The organism is Nocardia sp. CNS-044 (genome assembly GCF_059570515.1).
Genome location: NZ_JCANSX010000006.1, coordinates 1,042,993 through 1,069,156 on the forward strand (window position 1 = coordinate 1,042,993; position 26,164 = coordinate 1,069,156).

General features: G+C 67.7%; 21 protein-coding genes and 2 pseudogenes. 16 read left to right on the forward strand and 7 right to left on the reverse strand.

Features of this window, described 5'->3' with window-relative positions:
* Window positions 1-505 precede the first annotated feature (505 nt).
* Window positions 506-847: pseudogene (locus tag T333_RS13415) on the forward strand (WXG100-like domain-containing protein); the annotation flags it as partial.
* Window positions 848-1,738: 891 nt separating this feature from the next.
* Here T333_RS13415 and T333_RS13420 read toward each other — a convergent pair.
* Together T333_RS13420 and T333_RS13425 are read right to left on the reverse strand one after the other, a co-directional pair.
* Window positions 1,739-2,134 carry a hypothetical protein gene (locus T333_RS13420; protein WP_496424805.1) on the reverse strand — a complete coding sequence of 132 codons (396 nt, stop codon included), beginning with the start codon at window positions 2,132-2,134 and terminating at the stop codon, window positions 1,739-1,741.
* 182 nt (window positions 2,135-2,316) lie between these two features.
* Window positions 2,317-3,021, reverse strand: coding sequence for a hypothetical protein (locus T333_RS13425; RefSeq protein ID WP_496424806.1), 705 nt, complete (start codon window positions 3,019-3,021; stop codon window positions 2,317-2,319).
* A gap of 1,993 nt (window positions 3,022-5,014) precedes the next feature.
* Here T333_RS13425 and T333_RS13430 point away from each other — a divergent pair.
* The 5 genes and pseudogenes from T333_RS13430 to T333_RS13450 form a co-directional block, all read left to right on the forward strand.
* Window positions 5,015-5,392: pseudogene (locus T333_RS13430) on the forward strand (toxin glutamine deamidase domain-containing protein); the annotation flags it as partial.
* Window positions 5,393-5,489: 97 nt separating this feature from the next.
* Window positions 5,490-6,029, forward strand: a complete 540-nt coding sequence (locus T333_RS13435) for an SUKH-4 family immunity protein (RefSeq protein ID WP_496424788.1) — start codon at window positions 5,490-5,492, stop codon at window positions 6,027-6,029.
* Entirely contained in the window at window positions 5,969-8,326 is a 2,358-nt protein-coding gene (locus T333_RS13440; RefSeq protein WP_496424789.1) for a DUF8616 domain-containing protein, read from the forward strand. The genes T333_RS13435 and T333_RS13440 overlap by 61 nt, the downstream gene beginning before the upstream one ends.
* On the forward strand, window positions 8,323-9,168 hold the full coding sequence (locus T333_RS13445; RefSeq protein ID WP_496424615.1) for an immunity 49 family protein: 846 nt from the start codon (window positions 8,323-8,325) through the stop codon (window positions 9,166-9,168). The genes T333_RS13440 and T333_RS13445 overlap by 4 nt, the downstream gene beginning before the upstream one ends.
* A gap of 96 nt (window positions 9,169-9,264) precedes the next feature.
* Window positions 9,265-9,645, forward strand: coding sequence for a hypothetical protein (locus tag T333_RS13450; RefSeq protein ID WP_496424616.1), 381 nt, complete (start codon window positions 9,265-9,267; stop codon window positions 9,643-9,645).
* A gap of 193 nt (window positions 9,646-9,838) precedes the next feature.
* Here the strand turns inward: T333_RS13450 and cobM are convergent, their stop codons facing one another.
* Complete coding sequence (gene cobM, locus T333_RS13455) at window positions 9,839-10,615, reverse strand: precorrin-4 C(11)-methyltransferase (RefSeq protein WP_496424617.1); 777 nt, start codon at window positions 10,613-10,615, stop codon at window positions 9,839-9,841.
* Window positions 10,616-10,878: 263 nt separating this feature from the next.
* The gene (locus tag T333_RS13460) at window positions 10,879-11,304 is read right to left on the reverse strand and encodes a PPOX class F420-dependent oxidoreductase (protein ID WP_355002179.1); all 426 of its coding nucleotides are present in this window, start codon (window positions 11,302-11,304) and stop codon (window positions 10,879-10,881) included.
* Between the two features lie 185 nt (window positions 11,305-11,489).
* Between T333_RS13460 and T333_RS13465 the strand changes: the two genes are divergently transcribed.
* On the forward strand, window positions 11,490-11,624 hold the full coding sequence (locus T333_RS13465; protein ID WP_496424618.1) for a hypothetical protein: 135 nt from the start codon (window positions 11,490-11,492) through the stop codon (window positions 11,622-11,624).
* A gap of 34 nt (window positions 11,625-11,658) precedes the next feature.
* Here the strand turns inward: T333_RS13465 and T333_RS13470 are convergent, their stop codons facing one another.
* Window positions 11,659-12,585 carry a LysR family transcriptional regulator gene (locus T333_RS13470; protein ID WP_355002180.1) on the reverse strand — a complete coding sequence of 309 codons (927 nt, stop codon included), beginning with the start codon at window positions 12,583-12,585 and terminating at the stop codon, window positions 11,659-11,661.
* A gap of 218 nt (window positions 12,586-12,803) precedes the next feature.
* On the opposite strand from T333_RS13470, the gene T333_RS13475 reads away from it, so the two are divergent.
* Both T333_RS13475 and T333_RS13480 read left to right on the forward strand, forming a co-directional pair.
* On the forward strand, window positions 12,804-14,084 hold the full coding sequence (locus T333_RS13475; protein ID WP_496424790.1) for an MFS transporter: 1,281 nt from the start codon (window positions 12,804-12,806) through the stop codon (window positions 14,082-14,084).
* A complete protein-coding gene (locus T333_RS13480) occupies window positions 14,081-14,827 on the forward strand; it encodes a 3-hydroxybutyrate dehydrogenase (RefSeq protein WP_496424619.1) in 747 nt (248 codons plus the stop codon). Before T333_RS13475 ends, T333_RS13480 begins: the two co-directional genes overlap by 4 nt.
* A gap of 20 nt (window positions 14,828-14,847) precedes the next feature.
* Here T333_RS13480 and T333_RS13485 read toward each other — a convergent pair whose 3' ends face one another.
* Window positions 14,848-15,450 carry an SACE_7040 family transcriptional regulator gene (locus T333_RS13485; RefSeq protein ID WP_357255624.1) on the reverse strand — a complete coding sequence of 201 codons (603 nt, stop codon included), beginning with the start codon at window positions 15,448-15,450 and terminating at the stop codon, window positions 14,848-14,850.
* Window positions 15,451-15,539: 89 nt separating this feature from the next.
* On the opposite strand from T333_RS13485, the gene T333_RS13490 reads away from it, so the two are divergent.
* The 6 genes from T333_RS13490 to T333_RS13515 are packed head-to-tail and all read left to right on the forward strand — an operon-like array spanning window position 15,540 to window position 23,603.
* Window positions 15,540-17,132, forward strand: a complete 1,593-nt coding sequence (locus tag T333_RS13490; RefSeq protein WP_496424620.1) for a carboxyl transferase domain-containing protein — start codon at window positions 15,540-15,542, stop codon at window positions 17,130-17,132.
* Window positions 17,133-17,137: 5 nt separating this feature from the next.
* A complete protein-coding gene (locus T333_RS13495; RefSeq protein WP_496424621.1) occupies window positions 17,138-19,177 on the forward strand; it encodes an acetyl/propionyl/methylcrotonyl-CoA carboxylase subunit alpha in 2,040 nt (679 codons plus the stop codon).
* Complete coding sequence (locus T333_RS13500) at window positions 19,174-20,334, forward strand: acyl-CoA dehydrogenase family protein (RefSeq protein WP_355002186.1); 1,161 nt, start codon at window positions 19,174-19,176, stop codon at window positions 20,332-20,334. Before T333_RS13495 ends, T333_RS13500 begins: the two co-directional genes overlap by 4 nt.
* Entirely contained in the window at window positions 20,331-20,822 is a 492-nt protein-coding gene (locus T333_RS13505) for a MaoC family dehydratase (protein ID WP_355002187.1), read from the forward strand. Before T333_RS13500 ends, T333_RS13505 begins: the two co-directional genes overlap by 4 nt.
* Window positions 20,819-21,634: an HpcH/HpaI aldolase/citrate lyase family protein gene (locus T333_RS13510; protein WP_496424622.1), complete on the forward strand. Its 816-nt coding sequence runs from the start codon at window positions 20,819-20,821 to the stop codon at window positions 21,632-21,634. The genes T333_RS13505 and T333_RS13510 overlap by 4 nt, the downstream gene beginning before the upstream one ends.
* 28 nt (window positions 21,635-21,662) lie before the next feature.
* Window positions 21,663-23,603 (forward strand): acetoacetate--CoA ligase, encoded by a 1,941-nt coding sequence (locus T333_RS13515; protein ID WP_355002189.1) that lies wholly within the window; start codon window positions 21,663-21,665, stop codon window positions 23,601-23,603.
* Between the two features lie 14 nt (window positions 23,604-23,617).
* Here the strand turns inward: T333_RS13515 and T333_RS13520 are convergent, their stop codons facing one another.
* Entirely contained in the window at window positions 23,618-24,313 is a 696-nt protein-coding gene (locus T333_RS13520) for a DJ-1/PfpI family protein (protein WP_496424791.1), read from the reverse strand.
* Between the two features lie 445 nt (window positions 24,314-24,758).
* On the opposite strand from T333_RS13520, the gene T333_RS13525 reads away from it, so the two are divergent.
* Window positions 24,759-26,006 carry a TetR/AcrR family transcriptional regulator gene (locus T333_RS13525; RefSeq protein ID WP_496424623.1) on the forward strand — a complete coding sequence of 416 codons (1,248 nt, stop codon included), beginning with the start codon at window positions 24,759-24,761 and terminating at the stop codon, window positions 26,004-26,006.
* Window positions 26,007-26,164 lie beyond the last annotated feature (158 nt).

The window sequence follows — 26,164 nt, forward strand, 5'->3', positions numbered from 1 at the left end:
GTTCTCGTATCAATCAAGCTAAAAAAGTTCACTGGCACTATCTGTCCAGTGGGCCGATCTTGTTACATGGGACCGACCACTACCCACCGACCGGCCGAGCCGGGACATTTGTCGCTGATCACCGGAACAATCTACCCGCGCCTACCCTCAGCGACCAACCAAGATCCATAGCGACGGAACATCACCGCTGGCAGGGCGTTCGGGTCGAGTTTGCTGAATTCGGTGTAGCGGTTCTCACAGCGAGATGGCTCACGCCACGAGACGCGGTCCGCCGGAGGGCCGTTCCGCCGCCCCGTCCGGACCTACCTGTCGCGCAGTCCGCTTCGGCGTCGCCACCAGCGCCGACGGGGCCCCAGCTACTTTTCGTTGGAACCGATGCCGGCCCGGCCGCGTCTAGTTGGTTGTCGGTATGTTCTAGGCCCAGCACGGTCGGGGCGGAGTAGCGGAGGGGTCGGGCGTGGGCATCGAGATTCCGGAGCCGTTGCAGTGGGCTGCGAAATATGTTGTGGGGGCGGGGGATTGGCCCGAGGGTGATGAGACCGCGATGCGTCGGGTGGAGTCGGCGTGGTCGGGTTTGGCGGAGACGTTGCGGGGGTTGGATTCCGAGGCGACCCATGTGGTGAAGGCCGCGATCTCGGCGTTGGATGGTGAGACCGGGGCGGCGTTGTCGTCGCATTGGGAGAAGTTGGGTGGGGGCGCGGGGGCGTTCGATGGGCTGATCAAGCATGTGGAGACGTTGGCTGATCAGATCGGGGATGGTGCTGCTGATATCGAGCACACCAAGTTGGTGATCATCGCGTCGTTGGTGATTTTCGCGGTGGAGATGGCCGCGGCGTTGGCGGCGATGGCGACGGGGGTGGGTGCGCCCGCGGGGGCGGCGGCGGGTGCGGCGGCGCGGGCGGCGACGCAGGTGGCGATCCGGGTGGCGATCAAGCAGTTGGTCAAGCGGATCATCTCGAAGGCGGCGATGAAGGCGGCGGGGCGGGCTGCGTTGCGTGGGGCGTGGGAGGCGGTGTTGGAGGAGGCCTTCCTGGATGTGGGGTTGAAGTTGGCGCAGGTGGCGGCGGATCGGCGGGATCCGTTGTCGAAGGAGGAGTGGGTCGAGTCGGGTAAGACGTTGTTGACCGCGGGGGTGGCGGGGGCGACGGAGGGGTTGTTGGGTGGGTCGGGTGGTCCGGGGCGGGGTGGGAATCCGTTGTCGGAGGGGTTGAAGGAGGCGGGGAAGGAGACGTTGACGGGGTTGGCGGGGGAGGTCGCGGCGGCGGCGACGGATGCGGCGTTGAACGATAAGCCGTTCGATTTGGGGGAGGTGTTGACGACGGAGACGTTGACGTCGTCGTTGGCGGGGGGTGTGCAGGCGGGGATCGAGTCGGCGGGGGATCGTGGGGGTGATGAGGGGGCCGGGGATCCCGGTGATCAGGGGGATCGGGACCAGCAAGACGATCCTGGGCAGGATCAGCAGGACGATCCCGGGCACAGCCAGGATGAAAGTCGGCAGGGCGATCAGGGTCAGCAGAACCAGAATCAGCAGGGTGATCCGGGACGGGGTCGGCAGGATCCGGGGTGGACGCAGCCGTCGGGGACGCAGAACGATCCTGGTCAGCAGACCCAGCCCGCCGGTGATCAGCAATCACAGCCCTCACAGCAGCAGTCGACGCAGCCCTCGGGTCAGCAGTCGCAGTCGACGGATCAGTCGACCCAGCCGACGGGCCAGTCGACCCAGCCCTCGGGCCAACAGTCACAGCCGTCGGAACAGCCCACGCAGCCGACGCAACCCTCGGACCAGCAGAATCAGCCATCCGGCCAACAGAACCAGCCGTCGGATCAGGCGAGCCAGCCCTCCGGCCAGCAAAACCAGCAACCGGACCAGCCCACGGACCAGTCGAGCCATCCATCCGGCCAACAGAACCAACCGTCGAGCCAGCCCACTCAGCCGTCTGGACAACCGTCGCAGCCGGATCAGCAGAGTCAGCCGTCTGATCAGCAATCCTCGGACCGACCCGGCCAGCCGTCGGGCCAACAAACGCAGCCCTCGGAACAGCCGACCGGGCAACAGCCACAGCCCTCCGGCCAGCAGGCGCAGCCCTCCGCCCAACAGCCGCAGCCGCCCGCCCAGTCGAGCGACCCCACGCATCCGTCGACAGGTCAGCCGACCCAGCCCGGTCAGAACACCCAGCAAGACCACTCTTCGAGCACCGAGCCGACCCCGTCCCAGCGCAACGACTCGCCACCGACCACGCCGAGCCCTGGCTCGACAACTGATATCCCGACCGGCAGCGACCCATCAGCTCAACGTCCCGCCCCGGACACCTCCGATCAATCCGGCCGCGAGAACAACCCCACCTCGAACATCCCGCCCGGTTCGGTCCCCACGCAACCGACCACGCCGTCCTCGCCGAGCAACCCCACCACCCCGACCTCCGGTATCCCAGGAACGACTCCTTCCCAGGAACCGTCCCGCCCGGCGGACGACCGCACCCCGTCTACACCGTCGACTCCTGAGAACGGCACTCCGTCTACACCGTCGACTCCGGGAACCACGACCCCGTCGAACCCCGCTACGACACCGTCCACTCCGACCGCGTCGAACCCGGGACCATCGAACCCGGACAGCACGACAACATCGTCGACCACTCCGCCGGGCACCACCGGCACTCCCGCCTCGGGCCCTCCGACCACCCCTGCGCCCACCGCGCCCGCTAACAGCACCCCCGCAACGAACCCCACCGGGCCGACGACGACCAGCCCGACCACGTCGAATCCGACCGCCCCCGTATCGACGGACACCAGCACCGCCTCCGCGACGGCGACAGCCACTCCGTCGGCACCCGCGTTCCCGGCCTCCTCACCCACCGACACCGCGCGCCCCACCGGCGACAACACCCCCGCATCCACCCAGGCGGGCACGGCGGCCACCCCTGCTCCGAACACGCCCACCACCGGCACTCCCGCCTCCAGCACGCCGACCACCGCACAGCCCGGAACCACCCCGAACCAACCCGCGGCAACCACCCCGAGCACCGGTCCGCAAAATCAGCCGACCCAGCGCCCCGGCACCGCACCAAACCCCGCATCCCCCAATCAATCTCCGGCAGACACCCGAACTCCCGGCACTCCGGCAACTTCCGCGAACACTGCCCAGCCGACCCAGCGCCCCGGCACCGCACCAAACCCGGCAGCCCCCACCCCATCTCCGGCAGACACGCGAACTCTTGGCACCCCGCCAACGCCCACGAATGCTGGCCAACCCACCGGAACCACCCCGAACACTGCCACCGAGGCCGCACCGACCCAGCGCCCGAACACGCCCGCGAGCCACGGCATCGAGCCTTCCACCGCTCCCCGCCCGAGCACGCCCACGAACGCCCAGCCCTCCACCAACTCGCCCTCGAACACCCCCGACTCCGGCGAACCGACACAGCCGCGTCCGAACGACGAATCCCCGGCGAACCAGACTCCCGCGCAACAGAAGCCAAACCCGCTCGGCCCCGCCAACCGCCCCGGCTTCGACCCCGCGAACCACAAATTCATCGCCCACTACAACGACGGCCGTCCCATCCCCCGCGACCCCTTCTACGCGGGCCAATACAACCCGCACATCGGCCGCTATCAACCCACCGAAGCCGAAATCCGCGCCGAACGCGAACAGCTCCAGAACAACTCGAACAGCCCGGACACCACGACGACCAACACCGCGTCATCCGGCCCAACCTCCGACACCCCAACGCATCCCGGCAACAGCGCCTATCCGGTCCAGCCGCAGCCCAACGCGACCACACCGACCAGCACACCTGCCGATCCGGGCCGCCCGCAGACGCCACTCCCCAACGTCCGCGCACCGGAATCGTCTCCGCCGCAACGCGATCAGCCGCCCACCCGCGCGACCCCGCAGAACACCAACCCGCACAACACACCTCACCGACCGGGTCCGCAGCCTCCCCGCACGACTCCGCAATCCGCCGACCCACGCAACACACCCCATCGGCCCGCACCCCAGCCTCCCCGCAACACTCCACAGAACGCCGACCCGCGCAACGCACCGCACCGCCCGGGACCACAGCCACAACGCACCGCCCCACAAAACGCCGACCCACGCAACACACCGCAGCGGCCGGCACCCCAGCCTCCGCGCACCACTCCACAAAACGCGGACCCGCGCCACAACCAGCCCAACCAGCAGCCCCCCGGCCCCGCTCGGACCGCACAACCGAACCCCAACTCCCCCAGCACACCGCCGGGCCCCCCGAACCGACCGCAAAACCCGACCTCCCCGCAACAGCGTCGGATCGACCAAGCCCGCTCGGCCCGCGAGTTCTATCGCACCCAAACCCCTTTGGGCGGAACAACATCCGTCCAAGCACGCGGTATTCACGCGGGCCTCGGCAGACCCAACTACGAAGTCCGCCGCCACCGACTCCCGTCGGGCGAGTACGTCTCGATCCTGACCGTCCGCGTCCACGTCTCCCCCACCGCGGGCATCTCCCCCAACGACATCCGCCGCCTGATGTCCAACACCGAAAACGCCGCCGACGCCGCCTTCAACTCCGCACCGAGCCTGCTCAGCGGCGACCGTGTCCTCGTCGACGTCGTCTTCACCAACGACCCCGCGAACGCCCACCTCGACGTCAACGCCACCCCAATCGGCGAGGGCCGCGACAACTGGTCCCCCGGCGACCGCCCGAACACCCTCGCCGACAACCTCCGCATGCACCTCGGCCTCATGCCGAGCCCCACCAACGGCGACCCCGGCTTCACCCCCGACGACCTCCGCCAACTCAGCAACGACATCGCCGCCGCCAACACCGATCCCCGCTTCGACAACCCGTCGGATACGCGAATCGACGGACCGTTTCGACTCGCACCCGTCGAAAACCCTGGCTATCAGCACGACGTCGAAGACTCGCTACGCAACGGCAACGAATTCGTCGTCGGCGCCGATCCACGCACCCACCCGTACGGGCAACTGGTCAACGATGGCGGACCTACGGTCCCGGGCCGCAGCAACAACTGCCTCGACTGCTCTCTGTCGGCGTTGTCGTCGTTCTACGGAAACCCGCAGGTCTCCGCGCCTCGACACCCTGACCAGATGCCAGACGGAAGCATCGATGACCGCAGCGGCGAGTTCCGTGGTCCTGAACGCGCGGCGGCCTGGCTCGACGCGCCTTGGCTGAACTACGGCGACCGCCCCATCGCCGAGCAGTTCGAGGCACTGCACAACTGGATAGCCCATTTGGGCCCCGGGTCATCCGCGCTGGTCGGAAACTACTGGCACGCCCGCGACGAGAACAACCAGCTCATGTACGACGACGAGGGCAATCCTGTCATCGACGGTGGTCACGCTACGGTCATCCTCTACCCGCCCGGTGCCAGTGGACCGGTGTGGTGGGATCCGCAGCAAGGCACGACCTCGGACGTGCCCCCTGCCTCTCTGATCGACGGCTCCTGCCAGCTGATTTTCATCCCCATCGATCCCAATGGAGGACCACACAATGCCGGAGCCTCTGGAAACCCCGCAGCAAGTTCGGGAGTACTTGGCCAGAGCCCTCAAGACGGACCGCAAATACCGAGTTCTGGAATTCCAGCACGGATGGGTCTGCCGTGGAGTCCTGACGCAGGAGGAGATAGCGAACGGTCAGGGAATGGGCCAGGGGAGCTACGTGGTCAACAAACAGACCGGGGTAGTGACGGCACATTCGAGCCTGCATCCAACGACGATCGGGGAGAACTACGACGCGGCGATACAGGCTGGACGCCCGGTACAGGGGTACCAGGTGCATCCCCCGACCTGGAGAGTCCACATCGAACGGATTCGGGAGAGCCGAGCCGAGATCGACTACCGAGTCCGAGCGGAGTCACTGACCCAACCACCCCAACCCCCGGTCGAACACCATCTGATAATCAACAAGCACACCCACCGCTTCTACACGGAGACCCCGGCAACCCACGTGACCTGCCGCCAAGCAGCGGGTTGGGCCCAAGCCCGCAGCCAGACGGGAGCCTGGCCGGAGACCGGGACGTTCGAGTTCTGAACTCCCCGTCGGCCACCGAGCCGACGACCACTCCGGCGACTTCCCCCTCGTCGCCCGCACCACAGCACCAGACCCCCGACGCTGCGGACCAAACCCCCACCAGGGCAACACAACCCGGCCCGTCGACCACCCCGACGCCACCCCCCGGGGTCCCGTTCAACGGCACCGACAACCGGCCGACGCCGGACAACCAAACGAGCCCCGCCAACCGGCCGACGCCCGACAACCAGGCGCGTCCCGCCACCCAACCGCGAGCTGGTGATCAGTCGCGCCCTGACACACGCACCGCATCCGCCGACCCCGCACGGACATCCCCGTCCGAACTCCCCACCCAACCGCACAACCGCGGCCCCGTAGCGGACCAGCCCACCCGGCCCGACCACCGCACCCCTTCACCGGACCAGCCCACGCGACCGGAACACCGCACCCCATCCCCAGACCAGCCAACGCGGCCCGAACACCGCACGCCCACGCCGAACCAACCCACCCGGCCCGAACCGCGACCGCTGTTCTCCGACCACCCAACCCGTCCGGAGCACCGCCCCATCCAGGGCAACGACACGAACCCCACAGCGCCCCAACAGAACCCGGCGTCCCAAAACCCGAACCGCCGCAGCTTCGAAGACTGGCAGAACTGGTTCAAACAGCACGAATACAACCCCGACTCCACCCCGTGGGCTACCACCCCACAGGACTCCCCCACCACCCCCGCCCAATCACCAACTCCCTCAACCAACCCCGCAACCACACCTGCCTCCACGCAGTCCCCACCGCCCACCCCATCCCAAACCCCCACCACCCCAACCGAACACCCGACAACACCCCTCAACCAATCCCACCCAAGCGACACCAAACCCCCGGCGGACACCTCCACCCCGGCGACCCCGAACTCCACCACCCCACCCATCACCCACACCCCCACCAGCACCGCCCTCGGTGACGACCCCGCCACCCACCGAGTCCAAAACAACCTCCGCAACGAAGGCGACTTCGACGTCATCTTCCACGCCGACCAAAACGGCACCCCCCTCGACAACCTCACCCCCGACCAAATCGTCGACGCCATCCGCAGCAACCCCAACTACAAACCCGGCACCCCCATCCGCCTCATCGCCTGCAACACCGCCAACAACCCCGACCTCGCCCGCCACATAGCCAACGAACTCGGCGTCCCCGTCCACACCCCCTCCGACGCCGTAGGCACCCCCAACAAACCCAACTCCCCCGCCCACGTCCGCAACAACGGCACCTGGACCACCCACCACCCCACCACCCCCGAAGGCCACACCCCCGCCCCCACCACCCACACCCCACCACCCTCCACCCCGCCCACCCCCGACGAACCCGTCGACTACATGGGCGACGACACCGAATCCGCAGCAACGGACGGTGGGTCCACCGACGACGCCCATAGCCGGGATCAACCTCGCGACGCATCGCAACGAGAAATAATGCAACAGCAGGTCAAGCGTGCGAACGAGGATGAGAAATACTTCAGGGAGTACTACCGTTCAGATGGTCAGCGAAAGGACAAAACGCGCCGAGATGATACTGGGCACGTCCCGCCGCAACTAGTCCGAGACACTCGTACCGGAGACTGGATCGCCGCGAGCGATGCTCCGCCGCCGATTCCGCCCAAATATCACGACATCGGCGAATTCGGAAACCCGACCGGCCGAGACAGCGCTACCGCAGAGGCACTCGAACGCCTCGACGCGGCCGCCCAAAGACGCCACCAGGCGATCCAATCGGACATCGCTGCGGAGAAGCTTCTGAAAGCCGCGAAAGACGCTGCTGAAAAGGACGACACGCAAGCCAACCGCGACGATCTCGAAAGGGCGCGCGCCGAACACAGACCACTCCACCATGAAATGTCACAGGCCTCGGAATATTTCGGTGAAACCATTGCCGAGCACCATGTGATACCCGAGCACTACCCAGGCGCGGAACGTCAACCGCTGGGAGGCCCAGCGAACGGTAATGACCAGTTCGATCAGGTTTGGAAAACCCCCGATGGGCGATATGTCGTCATCGAAGCGAAGAGTAGTGTCGACACCGAACTCGGAGCACGCAACCTTCCCGACGGCAGACGCGCATCACAAGGAACACGCGAGTACTTCAATGACATCATCAGATTGATGGAAGAGCGCGGAGAGGACGAGTTAGCCGAAGACTTGATGAATGCACTTGACGATGGTCGACTCGACTATATCCTGGTCAAAGGCAACAAGAACACTGGCGAATATGCGGGCTACACCATGGCTCAGTTCGACATCACCACAGAAGGACACCAGTGAATATTTCTCGCCATACCGTTCAGATACCGGATCCAGAGGCTAGCGCCTTGGGGCTTCGTCGAAATCTGACGAAGGCCGTCGAACGACTTCCTCGGTCATTCGATCGCGCATTCAATACGGCGACGACCAACATTTCGGCTCAGTTGATGGTCGACCCCCAAGCGTCGAAAATCGAGACCTGGGAATCGATGGTCGCCGCGATGCAGATCGGCTCTGCAATGTTCACGGCAGCGACGGCACCCGCTGAAACAACGATCAATTGCATGATCGACCACAAGGAATACACTTTCCCGGCAATCGGACCCACCTCCTACACCAGCGCCGGAAATTGGATTTCCGCGTTCTGGTATGCCATTGTCTGCAGAGATCAGACACGCATGTCCGAACTCGCCGCTGTGCCGCTCGATCTACTTAGTTCGTCCGGCGCAGTCTACGACGAGTACATATACGACTGGGTGGACACGCTTCAGACCTATTGGACGGAGCAACCTGGAATAGTCGAAAAACTCACCACCACACTGGACAAATCGAGTCCCGACATCGCTTCCATCGCAGACCGCGAGACGCTGGACAAGATACTCTACCCACCCATCAATTTGTTCTACCGATTCCTGCGACGCGACCACAGCGGCTTCAACGAAGCCCTGGCGGAAGCACTACATTTGCACCAGCAGTACTGGACATCACCGGAACGCGAAATGTATCTATCGGGAAACCTGGCACTGGGCCCGCTGGCAATAACCTGCCTTGCCTACGACGCCGGATTCCCGATCGAAGTGGAATCCGACTACATACCAATTGGATTCCTGGACCGCGGCTGGCTCGGTGAATTTCCCACATAACTTACGCGGCAACAGGTAATTTCGAGATATGACGCCGAACTTCCGATGCCGTGCACTACACACCGAAGAACCAGCACACGAGGGGGACGAATACCCATGTTGAACACCGTCGGGATCTACGGGGAGATGTACCAAAATCCGAAGGATGAGTTGCCGTCGCTGCGGGCAGCACAGGCGACGCAACCGCTCACCGATCGACAGGCCATCCTGGAGTACATGCGTTCAGCGCCACCGGTCTTCGACGTGCTGGAGGACGTCACCGACCTGCTCGACGGCAGTACGGCGATTCCGGGCGGGCCTTCGTTGATCTCGGATGGACGGTGGATTTGGCGGGTGGATTCGATCCACTACCTAGCGACCTACCGATTGAACTTCCCGGAGAAGTTCCTGTTCCACGTGCGGGACGCGGACTATCAACCGCCGACCGCGGTACCGGACAGCGACGAGTTCGATGCCGACGTGCTGTCCTACTTCTAACTCCCAGCGACCCGCCCGCCCCCGCCGAGATCGTCTGCCTTGCCACAGACGTTTCCTACGCCTCACAGAGGCGACGGCTTTGTGAGGCGTAGGAAAGCTGTGTGCCGATCCGACGCTTCAACCCCTCGTCGACGCACGACCGAACCGAGGGGCGCCGCGGGGCTCCGCCGGGCGATCGCTGAGCCGCCGAATCTCAGCGACGGCCAGATCCGCCCTCCGGTACCGAGTGCCGGTCACGGCCCGGGTCGTAGAGATGGGAACCGGTGCACGACAGAGCCGGTGTCAGGGCGCGGCCGACGAGGATGACGGCCGCTTGCCGCAGCTCGGCGGCTTCGACCTGGTCTGCGATGTCGGCGAGGGTGCCGCGGAGGACTAGCTGTTCGGGCTGGCTGGCCCGGTAGACGACCGCGACGGGGCAGTCGGGTCCGTAGTCGGCGGTGAGTTCGGCGGCCAACGTGCGGATGCGGGTGATGGCCAGGTGCAGGACGAGGGTCGCGCGGGTGTGGGCGAAGTTGGCCAGCGCTTCGGATTCCGGCATGGCGGTGGAACGGGCTTGGGTGCGGGTGAGCACGACCGACTGGACGAGTTCGGGCACGGTCAGTTCCGTGCCGAGCAAGGCGGCCGCGGCGGCGTAGGCGGGGACGCCAGGGGTGACGTCCCAGGGGATGCCGTGGGCGTCGAGGCGGCGGGTCTGTTCGGTGAGCGCCGAGTAGACGGACGGGTCGCCGGAGCAGAGTCGCGCCACGTCGCGGCCGGATTCGTGGGCGCGTACCAGGTGGGCGGTGATCTGGTCGATGTCGAGGCGCTGGGTGTCGATCAGTTCGGTGTCGGGCGCGCAGTGGGCCAGCACCTCGGGGTCCAGGTAGGTGCCCGCGTAGAGGCAGACCGGGGAGGTGCGCAGGAGGGTGACCGCTCGCACGGTCAGCAGGTCCGCGGCGCCCGGCCCGGCCCCGATGAAGTGCACGGTCATGCGGGTCAGTGTAGGTGGGCGAAGTCCGGCCATAGTCCGCGCACGGCCGGAGCGAAGGCGGAGCTTCCTGCGGCAGCGCGACCCTGTCTCAGCGGCCTCGTGAGGTCGTAGGCCAACCAGCTCGAGTCGAGCGGCGGGATGTTCCAGCTCGTCGGTCGCCCCGCGGGCCGATCAGCAAGCTGACCGAACCACACGGCGGTTCGCTCCCCTGCCGCAATAAGCCGCCGCGTCTGATCAGAGGTCCAAGGCGCCAGCCCCCGCGATCAGGCGGTCGCGTCGAAGTGCGCGATCACCTTGGTCGGCCGCAGCCGAACCACCAGTTCCCCGGGCACTCCATTGCGCTTCCCGAACTCCTCGGCCCGATCTTCACCCATGTACCGCCCACCGAGCGCCGTCGCGGTGCGCAGCAACTCGTCCGGATCCTCGGACATCGTGACCACGCCCTGAATCTGAACCGACGCGTACGGCGGCTCCTCCAGATCGACGCACAGCGCGACCCGCCCATCGCGCGTGAACGCCCGGCCCTTGGCGGTCTCCTTCCCGGTGTTGAACACGATCTCCTCGCCCTCGACGAGGAACCACACGGGCGTGACGATCGGACGCCCGTCCGCCGCCACGAAGGCGACCTTGCCCGTCCGCGTGCCATGCTCGAGAAATTCGCGCACCTTGGGATCCGACAGAGAGGTCATGCGCACACCCTAACGGGCGCTGCCCGGCGAAGTCCGTCGTCAGCCTGCGCATGGCCGGAGGCGGAGGTACATCTTGGCCCAATGACGACCGACACATACGAGTACAAGAGCGAGTACGCCCGGCGGTACTACGCGCGCGGAAGGCCGAGGGCGAGGCACGCGGAGAGGCACGGGCACTGCTGACAATGCTGCGCGCCCGACGCATCCGAATCCCGATCGAAGCCGAAGTCCGCATCCGCGGGTGCGCTGACGCGGATCTGCTGAACAGCTGGGTCGAACGGGCTGCCACCGCGAAAACCATCGACCAGATGCTCGGCTGATTGTGGCTTCCGGCCGGTTCTTGGAAGCAGTTCCCTACCCGTCCTCCCCCAACAACATCCCCTTCTGCTCCCACACCCGCTCCCGGATCGCATCGACCACCGCCGCGACCTCCGGCCTGCGCAACGTCTCCGTCCGCGTCACCAACCAGTACGCCAACTGCACCGAAACCTCGTCTCGTAGAACCCGCACCAGATCGTCGTGGCGGTCGGCCATGAAGCAGGGCAGTAGCCCGAGCCCCGCCGCCGCGCGCGTCGCCTCGACGTGCACGAAAACGTTTGTGGACGAGATGGATTCGCGCATGGAAGGGGCGAAGCTGGAGGCCAGGTCGAGGTCGTCGACTTGGAGCATGGAGTCGATGAAGTAGACCAGCGGGTACCGGGCGAGATCCTCGATGCCGGAGGGGATTCCGTTCTCGCGCAAGTACTGTCGTGAGCCGTAGAGCCCGAGCCGATAGTCGGCGAGCCGAATCGCCTTGGCGCGGTGTACCTGCGGCTCGCCGACGACGACCTCGATGTCCAGCCCGGACCGCTGTTGGGAAGCGCGACGGGTGGCGGTCACGATCTCGACGGCGATCTTCGGATGCCTGCGTTGCACCTGCGCCACCGCGGGCGCAGCGAGGTAGGCGCTGAATCCGTCGGTGGCCGAGAGGCGCACGACTCCCTCGAGCGTCCGGTTACCGGCCGGGTCGGCGGCCAGCGACTTGACCGCCGATTCGACGGCTTCGGCGGCGGCCAGCGCGTCGCGGCCGAGGTCGGTGAGTTCCCAGCCGCCGGTCACCCGGGTCAGCACGCGCCCGCCGAGCGTTTCCTCGAGCGCGGCGATGCGGCGGGAGATGGTGGTGTGGTTGATGCCGAGTTCGTCGGCGGCGGACACGAAGCGACCGGATCGGCCCACCGCGAGCAGCACCAGCAGGTCATCGGCGCTGGGACGGCGGCCGAATCCGGGGGAAGCCGGACTCATATCTGCATCTTTGCAGATTGGTCGTGCACATCTGGGCATTGCCACCGACAGAGATCTGCACGAATACTCGTTCCAGCCACAACGTGTGTGCCGCATCACAGATGAGGGGTGATGTGGCTCCCGTCATGAAGGAGAGTTCGATGAGCGTGCGCGAAATCGCGACGGACAGCGATCCCAGTCCGACACCCACCGGTCTACGGCGGGTCGTCTCCGCTTCGATGGCGGGCACGGTCGTCGAATGGTACGAGTTCTTCCTCTACGGCACGGCCGCCACGCTGGTGTTCAGCAAGGTGTTCTTCGCCAAGGGGACCAGCGATCTGGACGCGATTCTCGCCGCGTTCGTCACCTACGCGGTCGGCTTCGCCGCGCGGCCGCTCGGCGGCATCGTCTTCGGACACTTCGGCGATCGCTACGGACGCAAGAAGCTGCTGCAATTCAGCCTGCTGCTGGTCGGCAGCGCGACGTTCCTGATGGGCTGCCTGCCGACCTTCGGGCAGATCGGCTACTGGGCGCCCGCGCTGCTGGTGACCCTCCGTTTCATCCAAGGCTTCGCGGTGGGTGGCGAATGGGGCGGCGCGGTGCTGCTCGTCGCCGAACACAGTCCCAGCCGCAGTCGCGGTTTCTGGGCGAGCTGGCCGCAGGCGGGTGTGCCCGCGGGCAATCTGCTGGCCACGGTCGTGCTGCTCGCGCTGACCTCGACACTGTCGGACGCCGCGTTCCTGTCCTGGGGCTGGCGGGTCGCGTTCTGGCTGTCGGCGGTGGTCGTTCTGGTCGGCTACTACATCCGCACCAAGGTCACCGACGCGCCGATCTTCCTGGAGGCGCAGCGCGAGGCCGAACAGCTCGAGGCGACCTCGTTCAGCGTGGTCGAGGTGCTGAAGCGTTATCCCCGAGGCGTTTTCACCGCGATGGGCCTGCGCTTCGGCGAGAACATCATGTACTACCTGGTGGTCACGTTCTCCATCACGTACCTGAAGGTGCACGTCGGCGCGGACACGAAGACCATCCTGTGGTGGCTGCTGGCGGCGCACGCGGTGCACTTCGCGGCGATCCCGCTGGCCGGGCACCTGTCCGACCGATTCGGCAGGCGGCCGGTGTATCTCGTCGGCGCGCTCACCGCGGGCACCTGGGGCTTCTTCGCCTTTCCGATGATGGACAGCGGAAGCCACCTGGTCATCATGTCGGCGATCATCGTCGGGCTGGTCTTTCACGCGCTGATGTACGCGGCCCAGCCCGCGATCATGGCGGAGATGTTCCCCACCCGGATGCGCTATTCCGGTGTGTCCCTCGGCTATCAGGTCACCTCCATCGTGGCGGGATCGCTGGCGCCGATCATCGCGGTCCGGCTGCTCGACAGCTTCGGCTCGTCGGTGCCGATCGCCTGGTACCTGGCGGGCGCCGCGGCCGTCACAGTGGTGGCCGTGCTCTTCGCCAGGGAGACAAGCGGTCTCGACCTGCAGGCGGTCGACCGGTCCGACGCCGAGGTGACCGCTCGATGACCGACCTACTCGGACGGCGCGCCCTGGTCACCGGCGGCGCGAGCGGCATCGGCGCGGCCTGCGCGCGCGAGCTCGCGGCCCGCGGCGCGGAGGTCACCGTGGCCGACATCGACGGCGACGGCGCCCAGAAGCTGGCCAACGAGATCGGCGGAAAGCCTTGGCAGGTCGACCTTCTCGACGTCGCCGCGCTCGAAGACCTGCGCCTCGAGGCGGACGTGCTGGTGAACAACGCCGGAATCCAGCGCATCCATCCGATCGAGGACTTCCCGCCCGCGCAGTTCCGCGACATCCTCACCCTGATGGTCGAAGCGCCGTTCCTGCTCATCCGCGCGGCGCTGCCGCACATGTACCGCAACGGATTCGGGCGCATCGTCAACATCTCGTCGGTGCACGGGCTGCGCGCCTCGGCGTACAAGGCCGCCTACGTGACGGCCAAGCACGGCCTGGAAGGGCTGTCCAAGGTCACCGCGCTGGAGGGCGGCGCGCACGGCGTGACAAGCAACTGCGTGGACCCCGGTTACGTCCGAACACCATTGGTGGACAAGCAGATCGCCGATCAGGCCAGAACGCACGGCATCCCGGAACAGCAAGTGATCGAGAAGATCATGCTCACCGAGTGCGCCATCAAGCGGCTCGTCGAACCCGACGAGGTCGCGGCTCTGGTCGGCTGGCTCACCGGCCCGCACGCGGGCATGGTCACCGGCGCGTCCTACACCATGGACGGTGGGTGGAGCGCTCGATGAGTCGGCCGGTCCGCGCGGGATCAGCCGGTTCGGTTCAGCGCCGACAGCGCCATCTCGCGCAGGATCGGCCGCGCCTTGCTCGCGGTCGCGGGCGGCGCGCTGTGCGGGGTCGAGTTGAGCAGGCCGAACGCGGCGTGCGCCTGCACCCGCGCCCCCTCCTCGGGCAGCCCAGGATGCAGTTTGCGCAACACCTCCACCCAGACCTCGACGTACTGGCGCTGGGTGCGCCGCAGCTCGCGACGCGGCCCGGCGGGCACGTTGTCCAGGTCACGGTCCTGGATGCGGATGAGTTCGGGCTCGCCGAACGCGAAGTCCAGATGGAAGTCGATCAGACCTTCCAGCGCGGCCTCGGCGGAGTTGGCGCCGACCACGACGGCCCGGCCACCGGCCAGCAGCCGCTGACTGACCCCGACCAGCAGTTCGACCAGCAGCGCCTCCTTGTTCGGGAAGTGCCGGTAGACCGCGGGGCCGCTGATGCCGACGGCCGCGCCGAGATCGTCGAGCCGCACGCCGAGGAAACCCCGATCGGCGATGAGCCGCGCCCCCGCCTCCAGCAATTGCTTGCGCCGCTCCGCCTTCAGCTGCTCGCGGCGGGTGAGTGCCACAGCTTCCGTGCCGGTCACACCCGCTCCTTTCACCCGATCTGGACAACTCGGTTAATCGATATTAACCTGAATTCCAGTTATCGGCGACTAACTGGACGGCGGACGTGATGACGGTTACCCAAGAGGTCGGCAACCGCGCGGCGCACGAGGCGCTCACCAGCGACCTGCGCGCGCGGCTGGCGGCGGCCGCGCTCGGCGGGCCCGCCAAGGCGCGGGAGCGGCATATCGCGCGCGGCAAGCTGCTGCCCCGGCAGCGGGTGGATCAGCTGCTCGATCCCGGCAGCCCGTTCCTCGAGCTCTCCCCGCTCGCGGCGAACGGCATGTACGGCGACGAATGCCCCGGCGCGGGCGTGATCGCCGGGATCGGTCGGGTGTCGGGACGCGAATGCGTCATCGTGGCCAACGACGCCACGGTCAAGGGCGGCACCTACTACCCGCTCTCGGTGAAGAAGCACCTGCGGGCGCAGGAGGTGGCGATGCAGAACCGGCTGCCCTGCCTGTACCTGGTCGACTCGGGCGGCGCGTTCCTGCCGCACCAGGACGAGGTGTTCCCCGATCGCGAGCACTTCGGCCGCATCTTCTACAACCAGGCGACCATGAGCGCCAAGGGCATCGCGCAGATCGCGGCCGTGCTCGGGTCCTGCACCGCGGGTGGTGCGTACGTGCCCGCGATGAGCGACGAGGCGGTGATCGTGCGCGACCAGGGCACGATCTTCCTCGGCGGCCCGCCGCTGGTGAAGGCCGCCACCGGCGAGGTGGTCACGGCCGAGGAGCTGGGCGGCGGCGCGCTGCACTCACGCACCTCGGGCGTCACCGATCACCTGGCCGAGGACGACCAGGACGCGCTGCGCATCGTGCGCCGCATCGTCGCCACCTTGGGCCCGCGACCGCAAAGCCCTTGGGAGATCACAGCTTCCAGGCCGCCCGCGCTGCCCGAGTCCGAGCTGTACGACATAGTGCCGGTCGACCTGCGCACCCCCTACGACGTGCGCGAGGTCATCCACCGCATCGTGGACGGCGGCGACGGCGAGAGCGGATTCCACGAGTTCAAGGCCGAATACGGCAAGACGCTGGTCACCGGCTTCGCGCGCATCCACGGCCACCCGGTGGGCATCGTCGCCAACAACGGCGTGCTGTTCAGCGAATCCGCCATGAAGGGCGCGCATTTCATCGAGCTGTGCGACAAGCGCGAGATCCCGCTGCTGTTCCTGCAGAACATCACCGGCTTCATGGTCGGGCGTGATTACGAGGCGGGCGGCATCGCCAAGCACGGCGCGAAGATGGTGACCGCGGTGGCCTGCGCGCGGGTGCCCAAGCTGACCGTCGTCATCGGCGGTTCCTACGGCGCGGGCAACTACTCGATGTGCGGGCGCGCGTATTCGCCGCGCTTCCTGTGGATGTGGCCGAACGCGCGGATCTCGGTGATGGGCGGCGAGCAGGCCGCCTCGGTGCTGGCCACCGTGCGCGGCGATCAGCTGGACAGCAGCGGGCAGCCCTGGTCGGCGCAGGATCAGGAGGCGTTCAAGGCGCCGATCCGCGACCAGTACGAACACCAGGGCAATCCGTATTACTCGACGGCCCGCCTGTGGGACGACGGTGTCATCGACCCCGCCGACACCAGAACCATTCTCGGCCTCGCCCTTTCGGTTTGCGCACAGGCGCCGCTCGAACCGGTTTCCTACGGCGTCTTCCGGATGTGATCCCGATGTTGAACAAATCCCACCCCGTCGGTTTCGACACCGTGCTCGTCGCCAATCGCGGCGAGATCGCGGTGCGGGTGATCCGCACCCTGCGCGCCATGGGCATTCGCTCGGTCGCCGTCTACAGCGACGCCGACGCCGGGGCCAGGCACGTCGTCGAGGCGGACACCGCCGTGCGGCTCGGCCCGGCACCCGCCCGCGAGAGTTACCTGGCCATCGACAAAGTCGTCGCGGCCGCCGTGCGCACCGGCGCGCAGGCCGTGCACCCCGGCTACGGATTCCTCTCGGAGAACGCCGCTTTCGCCGCCGCGCTGGCCGAGGCGGGCATCGTCTTCCTCGGTCCGCCCGCTCGCGCCATCGAGATCATGGGCGACAAGATCGCCGCCAAGAACACCGTCGCGGCCTTCGACGTCCCGGTGGTCCCCGGCATCGCCAAGCCCGGCCTCACCGACGACGAGCTGATCGCCGCGGCCGCCGAGATCGGCTACCCGGTGCTGGTCAAGCCGTCGGCGGGCGGCGGAGGCAAGGGCATGCGCCTGGTCGAGGATCCGGCGCTGCTGCCCGACGCGCTGGTCAGCGCGCGGCGTGAGGCGGGCGCGGCGTTCGGCGACGACACCCTGTTCCTGGAGCGGTTCGTCACCCGTCCGCGCCACATCGAAGTGCAGATCCTGGCCGACCAGTACGGCAACGTCCTGCACCTGGGCGAGCGCGAATGCAGCTTGCAGCGCAGGCACCAGAAGGTGATCGAGGAAGCGCCGTCTCCGCTGCTGGACGCGGAGACCAGGGCGCGCATCGGCGCCGCAGCCTGCAACACCGCGCGCAGCGTGAACTACGTCGGCGCGGGCACGGTCGAGTTCATCGTCTCCGCCGACCGGCCGGACGAGTTCTTCTTCATGGAGATGAACACCCGGTTGCAGGTGGAGCATCCGGTCACCGAGTTGGTGACCGGCGTCGACCTGGTGGAATGCCAGGTCAGGGTCGCGGCGGGCCAGAAGATCGGCGCGCGCCAGGAGGAGATCCGCCTCACCGGCCACGCTATCGAGGCGCGCGTCTACGCCGAGGACGCCGGCCGTGGGTTCCTGCCCACCGGCGGCACGGTGTTGGATCTCGTCGAGCCGGAAGGCCCTGGCGTGCGGGTGGATTCGGGTCTGCGCAAAGGCACCGTGGTCGGCAGCGACTACGACCCGATGCTGTCCAAGGTCATCGCGCACGGCCCGGACCGCGCCGCCGCGCTCGGCGCGCTGGACCGCGCGCTGGCCGACACCGTGCTGCTCGGCGTCACCAGCAATGTCGAGTTCCTGCGCTTCCTGCTCGCCGACCCGGACGTGGCGGCGGGACGACTCGACACCGGCCTGCTCGACCGCAGGGTGGGCGATTTCCGGCCGCAGCCGGTGCGCGACGAGGAATTCGTCGTCGCGGCCGCCTACCACTGGCTGCGCCGCTGGCCCGCCGACGCGAACGATCCGTGGGACATCCCGTCCGGCTGGCGAATCGGCGTGCACGCGCCCACCCCGATCCGGCTCGCGGGCGGCGACCGCACCGAGCACGTCTACCTCACCGGCCGCCCCGAATCGGCGCAGGTCCAGGTCGGCGACAGCGAATTCCGAACACTGTCGGCCTCTTTCGTGGCGGACACCGCGGAAAGCGGTGTGCTGACCCTGACCTTGGACGACCTGCGCCGCGACTACCGGGTGGCCGAACACGACGGACAGCTCTGGGTGGCGGGTCCCGCGGGCGTCTCGGTGCTGCGCGAGGTCGCCGAGGTCAACGTCCGAGGCGGCGGCGAACACGTCGGCGACGCCGAAATACGCAGTCCCATGCCGGGTTCGGTGATCGCCGTCCCGGTGGCCGCCGGCGCGACGGTGGCGGCGGGCGCGCCGGTCGTCGTGGTGGAGGCGATGAAGATGGAGCACACGCTCACCGCGCCGGTCGCGGGCGTCGTCGAAGTACTGGTCGAGCCGGGCGCCCAGGTGCGCCTCGACCAGCCGCTGGCCCGCATCGTCGCCGAGTCGCATACCTCTGAGCGAGAAGGAACTTCCGAATGACCGACTTCCTGTCCACCGGCACGCTGCCCGAGGACTACCGCGATCTGGCCCTGACGGTCCGCGATTTCGCCCAGCAGGTGGTCGCCCCGGTCGCCGCCGAGCACGACGCGAACCACACCTTCCCGTACGAGGTCGTCGCGGGCATGGCGGACATGGGCTTGTTCGGCCTGCCCTTCCCCGAGGAGTACGGCGGCATGGGCGGCGACTACTTCGCGCTGTGCCTCGCGCTCGAGGAACTCGGCAAGGTCGACCAGAGCGTCGCCATCACGCTGGAAGCGGGCGTCTCGCTCGGCGCCATGCCGATCTACCGCTTCGGCGACGACAAGCAGAAGCAGGAGTGGCTGCCGCAGCTGACCAGCGGCCGCTCGCTGGCGGCGTTCGGGCTCACCGAGCCGGACGCGGGCAGCGACGCGGGCGGCACCACCACGAAGGCCGTGCTGGACGACGGCACGTGGATCATCAACGGCCGCAAGCAGTTCATCACCAACTCCGGCACGAACATCACCAAGCTCGTCACGGTGACCGCGGTGACCGGCACGACCGGCGGCAAGAAGGAGATCTCCACCATCCTGGTGCCGACCGACACCCCCGGCTTCGTCGCGGAGCCCGCCTACAACAAGGTCGGCTGGAACGCCTCGGACACCCACCCGCTCAGCTTCAGCGACGTGCGGGTGCCGGAGGAGAACCTGCTCGGCGAGCGCGGCCGCGGCTACGCCAACTTCCTGCGCATCCTGGACGAGGGCCGCATCGCGATCGCCGCGCTGTCGGTGGGCGCGGCCCAGGGTTGCGTCGACGAGAGCGTGCGCTACGCCAAGGAGCGGCTCGCGTTCGGTCAGCCGATCGGTCGCAACCAGGCCATCGCCTTCAAGATCGCCCGCATGGAGACCCGCGCGCACGCCGCGCGCACCGCCTACTACGACGCCGCCGCGCTGATGCTCGCGGGCAAGCCGTTCAAGAAGCAGGCCTCCATCGCCAAGCTGGTGGCCAGCGAGGCCGCGATGGACAACGCCCGCGACGCCACCCAGATCTTCGGCGGCAACGGCTTCATGAACGAATACGCTGTGGCCAGGCATTACCGCGACAGCAAGATCCTGGAAATCGGCGAGGGCACGACGGAGGTGCAGCTGATGCTGATCGGACGGGAGCTGGGTCTGTGACGGAACACAGCGAGCGGCGAATCGTCCAGCGCGGCTTGTGGTTCGAGGAGTTCGAGACCGGTGTCGTCTACGAACACCGGCCGGGTCGCACCATCACCGAGGCCGACAACGTCCTGTTCACCACGCTGACCATGAACACCCAGGCGCTGCACCTGGACGCGGCGTTCAGCGACGCGCTGCCGCCGTTCAACAAGCGACTGGTGAACTCCATGTTCACCCTGTCCACCCTGGTCGGGCTCTCGGTCGCCCAGCTGACCCAGGGCACCATCGTGGCGAATCTCGGCTTCTCCGAGATCAATTTCCCGCACCCGGTGTTCCACGGCGACACCCTGTACGCCGAGACCGTGGTCACCGACAAGCGCGAGTCCAAGTCCCGCCCCGGCGAGGGCATCGTGACCTTCGCCCACACCGGGCGCAATCAGCACGGTGAAGTGGTCGCGACGGCCACCCGCAAGACGCTGGTTCGCATGGCGCCGGAGCAGGCATGACGTGGCAGATGGCGGGGCCGGGCTGGTTGTTCTGCCCCGCCGACCGACCCGAACGCTACGCCAAGGCAGCGGCGGCCGCCGACGTGGTGATCCTCGATCTGGAGGACGGCGTCGCGGCCGGTGACAAGGCCGGCGCACGCGCGGCCCTGATCGCGTCCCCGCTCGACCCGGAGACCACCGTGGTGCGGGTCAACGCGGCGGGCACCGACGAGCACGAGCTGGATCTCGCGGCCTTGGCCGAGACCGGCTACCGCCGCGTCATGCTGCCGAAAACCGAAGCGGCCGAACAGATCATCGCGCTGTCCGATTACGAGGTGATCGCGCTGGTCGAATCGCCGCTCGGCGCGCTGAACATCGGGCAAGCGGTCACGGCGCGCAACGCGATCGGCGTCATGTGGGGCGCGGAGGACCTGATCGCGGGTCTGGGCGGCACCGCGAGCAGGCACGCCGACGGCGGCTATCGCGACGTCGCGCGGCACGTGCGCTCCGGCGCGCTGCTCGCCGCCAAGGCCTACGGCAAGTTCGCCCTCGACTCGGTGTACCTGAACATCCGCGATCTCGACGGCCTGCGGGCCGAGACCGACGACGCGGTGGCCATCGGATTCGATGCGAAGGTCGCGATCCATCCCAGCCAAGTGCCGGTGATCCGCGCCGCCTACGCACCCGCTGACGACGAAATCGCTTGGGCGAGGCGCGTACTCGACGAGGTGCCCAAGCACCGCGGCGTCTTCGCCTTCGAGGGCCGGATGGTCGACGCCCCGGTGCTGCGGCACGCCGAACAGATCGTGCGGCGCGCGCACGCCCAGAACTGATCCACCCCACGAGCCAGGAGGTATTGCGGTGCAACCACAGTGGGTGCCGACCGAACGGGACATCGCCGACGCCGAGGTGACCGAGTTCGCGCGGTTCGTCGCCGAGCGCACCGGCGTCGCCACGTCGGACTACCACTCGCTGTGGCAGTGGTCGGTGGACGACCTGGCCGGCTTCTGGCGGGCGGTCTGGGAGTACTTCGAACTCGGCGAGATCGACGGCGAGGTGTTGGCGAGCACGGAGATGCCTGGCGCCCAGTGGTTTCCGGGCACCAAGCTCAACTACGTCGACCAGGTCGTGCGCCAGGCGCGCACCGACCGCCCCGCCATCCTGGCCGTCGGCGAGGACGAGCCGACCCGCGAGGTGTCCTGGATCGAGCTGATCGACGCCACCGCCGCCTTCGCACGTACCCTGCGCGAACTGGGCGTCGAGCCGGGTGACCGGGTCGTCGGCTACCTGCCGAACATTCCCGAGGCGGTGATCGCCTTCCTGGCGACCGCGAGTCTCGGCGCGATCTGGAGCGCGTGCGGGCAGGACTACTCGCCGAAGGCCGCACTCGACCGCCTCGGCCAGCTGGAACCGACGGTCCTCGTCACGGCCGATGGCTACCGTTTCGGTGGCAAGGCGCACGACAAGCGTGCCGATATCGCCGCGCTGCAAGAGGGTTTCGAATCGCTACGCGCTACGGTCGCCGTCTCGCGGCTCGGCTTGGAGGTCCCCGATGCCATGCCGTGGGCGGAGGCGGTCGGTACCGACAATGCCGGGGCCGTCATCCAGACCGAGACCGTGGATTTCGATCATCCGCTGTGGATCGTCTTCTCCTCCGGCACCACCGGCCTTCCGAAGGGCATCGTGCACGGCCACGGCGGCGTGCTGCTCGAGCACCTGAAAGCCATTGCCCTCCAATCGGATATCGGCGCCGACGACACCTTCTTCTGGTACACCAGCCCGAGCTGGATGATGTGGAACTTCCAGATCGCGGGCCTGCTGGTCGGCGCGACGATCGTCTGCTACGACGGCAGCCCGACCTACCCCGCGCCGGACGCGCTGTGGCGCATCGCCGCCGAGACGCGGGCAACTGTGGTGGGGACCAGTCCCGGCTATGTGCTGGCCTGCATCAAGGCGGGCGTCGTCCCGCGCGACGAGCACGACCTCTCGGCGCTGCGCACGGTCGGCATCACCGGATCCGCACTACCGCCCTCCTCGGCACTGTGGTTGCGCGACAACGTCGGCGAGCACGTTCCGGTGTCCTCGATCAGCGGCGGCACCGACGTGGTCTCGGCCTTCATCGGCGGTGTGCGCACGGTGCCGGTCTGGCCGGGCGAGCTGTCGGCGCCCTATCTCGGCGTCGCGCTCGACTCGTTCGATCCAGCGGGCAAGCCGGTGCGCGGCGAGGTCGGCGAACTGGTGATCACCGCGCCGATGCCGTCCATGCCGGTGAGCTTCTGGCGCGACCCGGACGGAAAGCGTTACCACGACGCCTATTTCGACATGTTCCCGGGAGTCTGGCGGCACGGCGACTGGATCACCATCACCGACCACGGCAGCATCGTCGTGCACGGCCGCTCGGATTCCACCCTGAACCGGCACGGGATCCGGATGGGCAGCGCCGACATCTACCAGTCCGTCGAGCGGCTGCCGGAGATCACCGAGGCGCTGGTGATCGGTGCGGAACAGCCCGACGGCGGGTACTGGATGCCGCTGTTCGTCGTCCTCGCGCCCGGCGCCGAGCTGACCGACGAGCTGCGCGACCGCATCAGCTCGACCATCCGCACCGAGGTCTCGCCCCGGCACGTGCCCGACGAGATCCTGGTCGCGCCCGGCATCCCGCACACCCGCACCGGCAAGAAGCTCGAGGTGCCGATCAAGAAACTGTTCCAGGGCGCCGAGGCCGCGCGCGTGGTGGAGCGCAGCGCCGTCGACGACCCGGACCTGCTGGACTGGTACGCGAAGATCCGTCCTGCGCGCTGACCCGACCGCGCCGGTCAGGCGCGGATGCGGCGAATAGCGCTGCGCCACAACGCCTGCTGCGCGCCCGTGAGGGTGCGTACCAGGGTTCCGCTGTGGCGCAGGTCTCCGAGCAGGCGGACCTGGTCGATCAACGCGGAGCGGCGCATCGCGGGCGCGACCTTGTCTGGGTGGCCTGCGTCGAAGGGCGGTCGGGGGTCGTATTCGATGGCGAGTTGAATCGCCTCGGCGCGCTCCTCGCCGAACATCTCGCCGACCAACCACAGCGCCAGGTCGATACCCGCCGAGACACCCGCGGCCGTGGCGATGCGGTCGCCGACCACGAATCGTTCGCCGCGCTTGGGCACGGCCCCGAGCAGGCCGAGCGCGCGCTGCGCCGCCCAATGCGTCGTGGCGGACCGGCCATCGAGCAGACCCGCCGCGGCAAGCACGAGCGCACCCGTGCACACCGAGGTGGTCCATTCGCTGGTTTCGTGCACGGCGCGCAACCAGTTCAGCACCCGCTCGTCCGCGGCGACGGCGGTCGCGGCCGGGCCGCCTGGTACCACGACCAGCCGCGGGGCCGGTGCCTCGTCGAAGGTGTGGGTGACCCCGAGCGCGAGCGCGCCGCTGTCGGTGATGACCGGACCGATCTCGTGCCCGACGAAGCGGACTTCCGCGCCCGGCGCGAAACGCAACACCTCGTACGGTCCGATCGCGTCGAGCGCCGTCATGCCCGGATACAACACCACCGCGATCTGAAATGCCGACACAGCTACCCCCTCTTCCCGACGAACCGCCCCTGAGACGAACCACCGCAACGGTAACACCGACAGCACCGAGCGCCTACGTCATAGTGATTATCGGTTCATGAGTCTATTTCCTGTTGACCTGCTGCGTTTCTGCTGTATGTTTATCAATATTCGGCGATCGATGAAGGCCCGACTCCTGGTGCCCCCAGCGCGGACGTTCGATCGCCGATCTCCGAACGGATCGGCGCGGCGCATCCCGCCTCGCCGCCGCGGCGAGCCGAACGGCGAACCGTGTGGCCCCGAAGCGACCGAGCCTCGGGGCCACACGGAACGGCCGCCGTGCTCGGTCGCGCGCAGCTCTCGACCCGTTCGACGCAGCGCGACCTGGGCAAATCACGGCGGGCGCGAAGTCGTTACGATGTCCGGCATGAGTGTCGACAATCGCCGTACGGCGCGAAAGGCAGTCAGCGGCGACTCGGCACCACGGGAGATCAAGCGACGGCCGAAGAATCGGCGCGCGCAGATCGCCGCGGCGTCCGCAGCCGCTTTCGGCGCCCTCGGCTATCACGGCGTGAGCATGGAGGACATCGCCTCCGGGCTCGGGATCAGCTCGGCCGCGCTGTACCGGCACTATCCGAGCAAGTACGCGCTGTTCCGCGAGGAGCTCCTGCGGGTCGGGCGGGCGATGACCGAGTCGGTCCAGCTGCCCGCCGACGCCGCCGAACTCTCGCCCGAGCAGCGGCTGCACGTCGTGCTCGACGCGCTGATCGGCGCCACCATCGAGAACCGCCCGAGCGTCACGCTGGTGCGCTGGGAGGGCCGCTACCTCGAGCCAGAGGACCAGAAGACGCTCGCCGAGCAGCAGGCCACCGTCCTCGACGCGCTCGGCACCGAATTGCGCGGGCTGCGCCCCGAACTCGGCGATGACGACGTCCGGGTCTTGCGCGCCGCACTGCTCAGCGCCATCACGAGCATCGCCGATCACCACGCTTCGCTGCCCGCGAAAGCCCTTGCCCGGCTGCTCGACTCAGCCTGCTGGTCGCTGGCGAACGCCGAGCTGCCGACCGCCGCGGCGGAACCGGAACCCACGGCGGCGGTGGAGATCCCGGAGTCGTTCAAGCACGAGCTGTTGCTACACAAGGCGGTCGAGCTCTTCCACGACCGCGGCTACCCCAATGTGAGCGTCGAGGAGATCGCCAGCGCCGCAGGGCTTTCCGCGGCGTCGGCGGTCTACCGCTTCTACCGCGGCAAGAGCGATCTGCTGGCCGCCGCGTTCCGCAGAGCCGCCGAACGCGTGTCGGCCGCGATCGGCCCCGCCGTCGCGGCGTCCGACGGACCGGAATCCGCGCTCACCACACTGATCGAGTACTACGTCTCCGGCTCGTTCGCCGAGCGCGCCCTCACCTTCGTGTATTTCACCGAGTTCCAACATGTTCCAGCCGAGGAACGCACCGTCCTGCGCAATATCCAACGACTCAGCGTCGAGGAGTGGGCCAAGCTGCTGCGCGAGGTGCGACCGGAACTCTCGCCCGCCGAGGCGCGCTTCCTGATCCACGCGGCCTTCGCGCTCGTCATCGATCTCGGCCGCGCGTTCGGCAGCGACCCGATCGCCGCGCAGGACCGGGTGCGACTGCTGATGCAGGTCGCGTTGTTCGGCCGTCCGGCACAGGGCTGAAACCACCGCGCACAGGGAGCCAAGGACCCGGGCCGCACTCGGTAATGTTACCGAGTATTCTGGTCCGCATCGTTATAATCGTCCCCGTTACCGCCGGTGTTACTACCTGTTTGTGATCTATCATTCAGTTTGATTCCGGCCTGCGAAAGCCGGGTTTA

Bases quoted from the DNA above. Each gene is read 5' to 3' on its own strand.
- T333_RS13420 (WP_496424805.1), bottom strand. From the start codon at position 2,134: ATGCGTGGGGTCGCTCGACTGGGCGGGCGGCTGCGGCTGTTGGGCGGA.
- T333_RS13435 (WP_496424788.1), top strand. From the start codon at position 5,490: ATGCCGGAGCCTCTGGAAACCCCGCAGCAAGTTCGGGAGTACTTGGCC.
- T333_RS13450 (WP_496424616.1), top strand. From the start codon at position 9,265: ATGTTGAACACCGTCGGGATCTACGGGGAGATGTACCAAAATCCGAAG.
- cobM (WP_496424617.1), bottom strand. From the start codon at position 10,615: ATGACCGTGCACTTCATCGGGGCCGGGCCGGGCGCCGCGGACCTGCTG.
- T333_RS13460 (WP_355002179.1), bottom strand. From the start codon at position 11,304: ATGACCTCTCTGTCGGATCCCAAGGTGCGCGAATTTCTCGAGCATGGC.
- T333_RS13465 (WP_496424618.1), top strand. From the start codon at position 11,490: ATGCTGCGCGCCCGACGCATCCGAATCCCGATCGAAGCCGAAGTCCGC.
- T333_RS13470 (WP_355002180.1), bottom strand. From the start codon at position 12,585: ATGAGTCCGGCTTCCCCCGGATTCGGCCGCCGTCCCAGCGCCGATGAC.
- T333_RS13475 (WP_496424790.1), top strand. From the start codon at position 12,804: ATGGCGGGCACGGTCGTCGAATGGTACGAGTTCTTCCTCTACGGCACG.
- T333_RS13480 (WP_496424619.1), top strand. From the start codon at position 14,081: ATGACCGACCTACTCGGACGGCGCGCCCTGGTCACCGGCGGCGCGAGC.
- T333_RS13490 (WP_496424620.1), top strand. From the start codon at position 15,540: ATGACGGTTACCCAAGAGGTCGGCAACCGCGCGGCGCACGAGGCGCTC.
- T333_RS13495 (WP_496424621.1), top strand. From the start codon at position 17,138: ATGTTGAACAAATCCCACCCCGTCGGTTTCGACACCGTGCTCGTCGCC.
- T333_RS13500 (WP_355002186.1), top strand. From the start codon at position 19,174: ATGACCGACTTCCTGTCCACCGGCACGCTGCCCGAGGACTACCGCGAT.
- T333_RS13510 (WP_496424622.1), top strand. From the start codon at position 20,819: ATGACGTGGCAGATGGCGGGGCCGGGCTGGTTGTTCTGCCCCGCCGAC.
- T333_RS13520 (WP_496424791.1), bottom strand. From the start codon at position 24,313: ATGACGGCGCTCGACGCGATCGGACCGTACGAGGTGTTGCGTTTCGCG.
- T333_RS13525 (WP_496424623.1), top strand. From the start codon at position 24,759: ATGAGTGTCGACAATCGCCGTACGGCGCGAAAGGCAGTCAGCGGCGAC.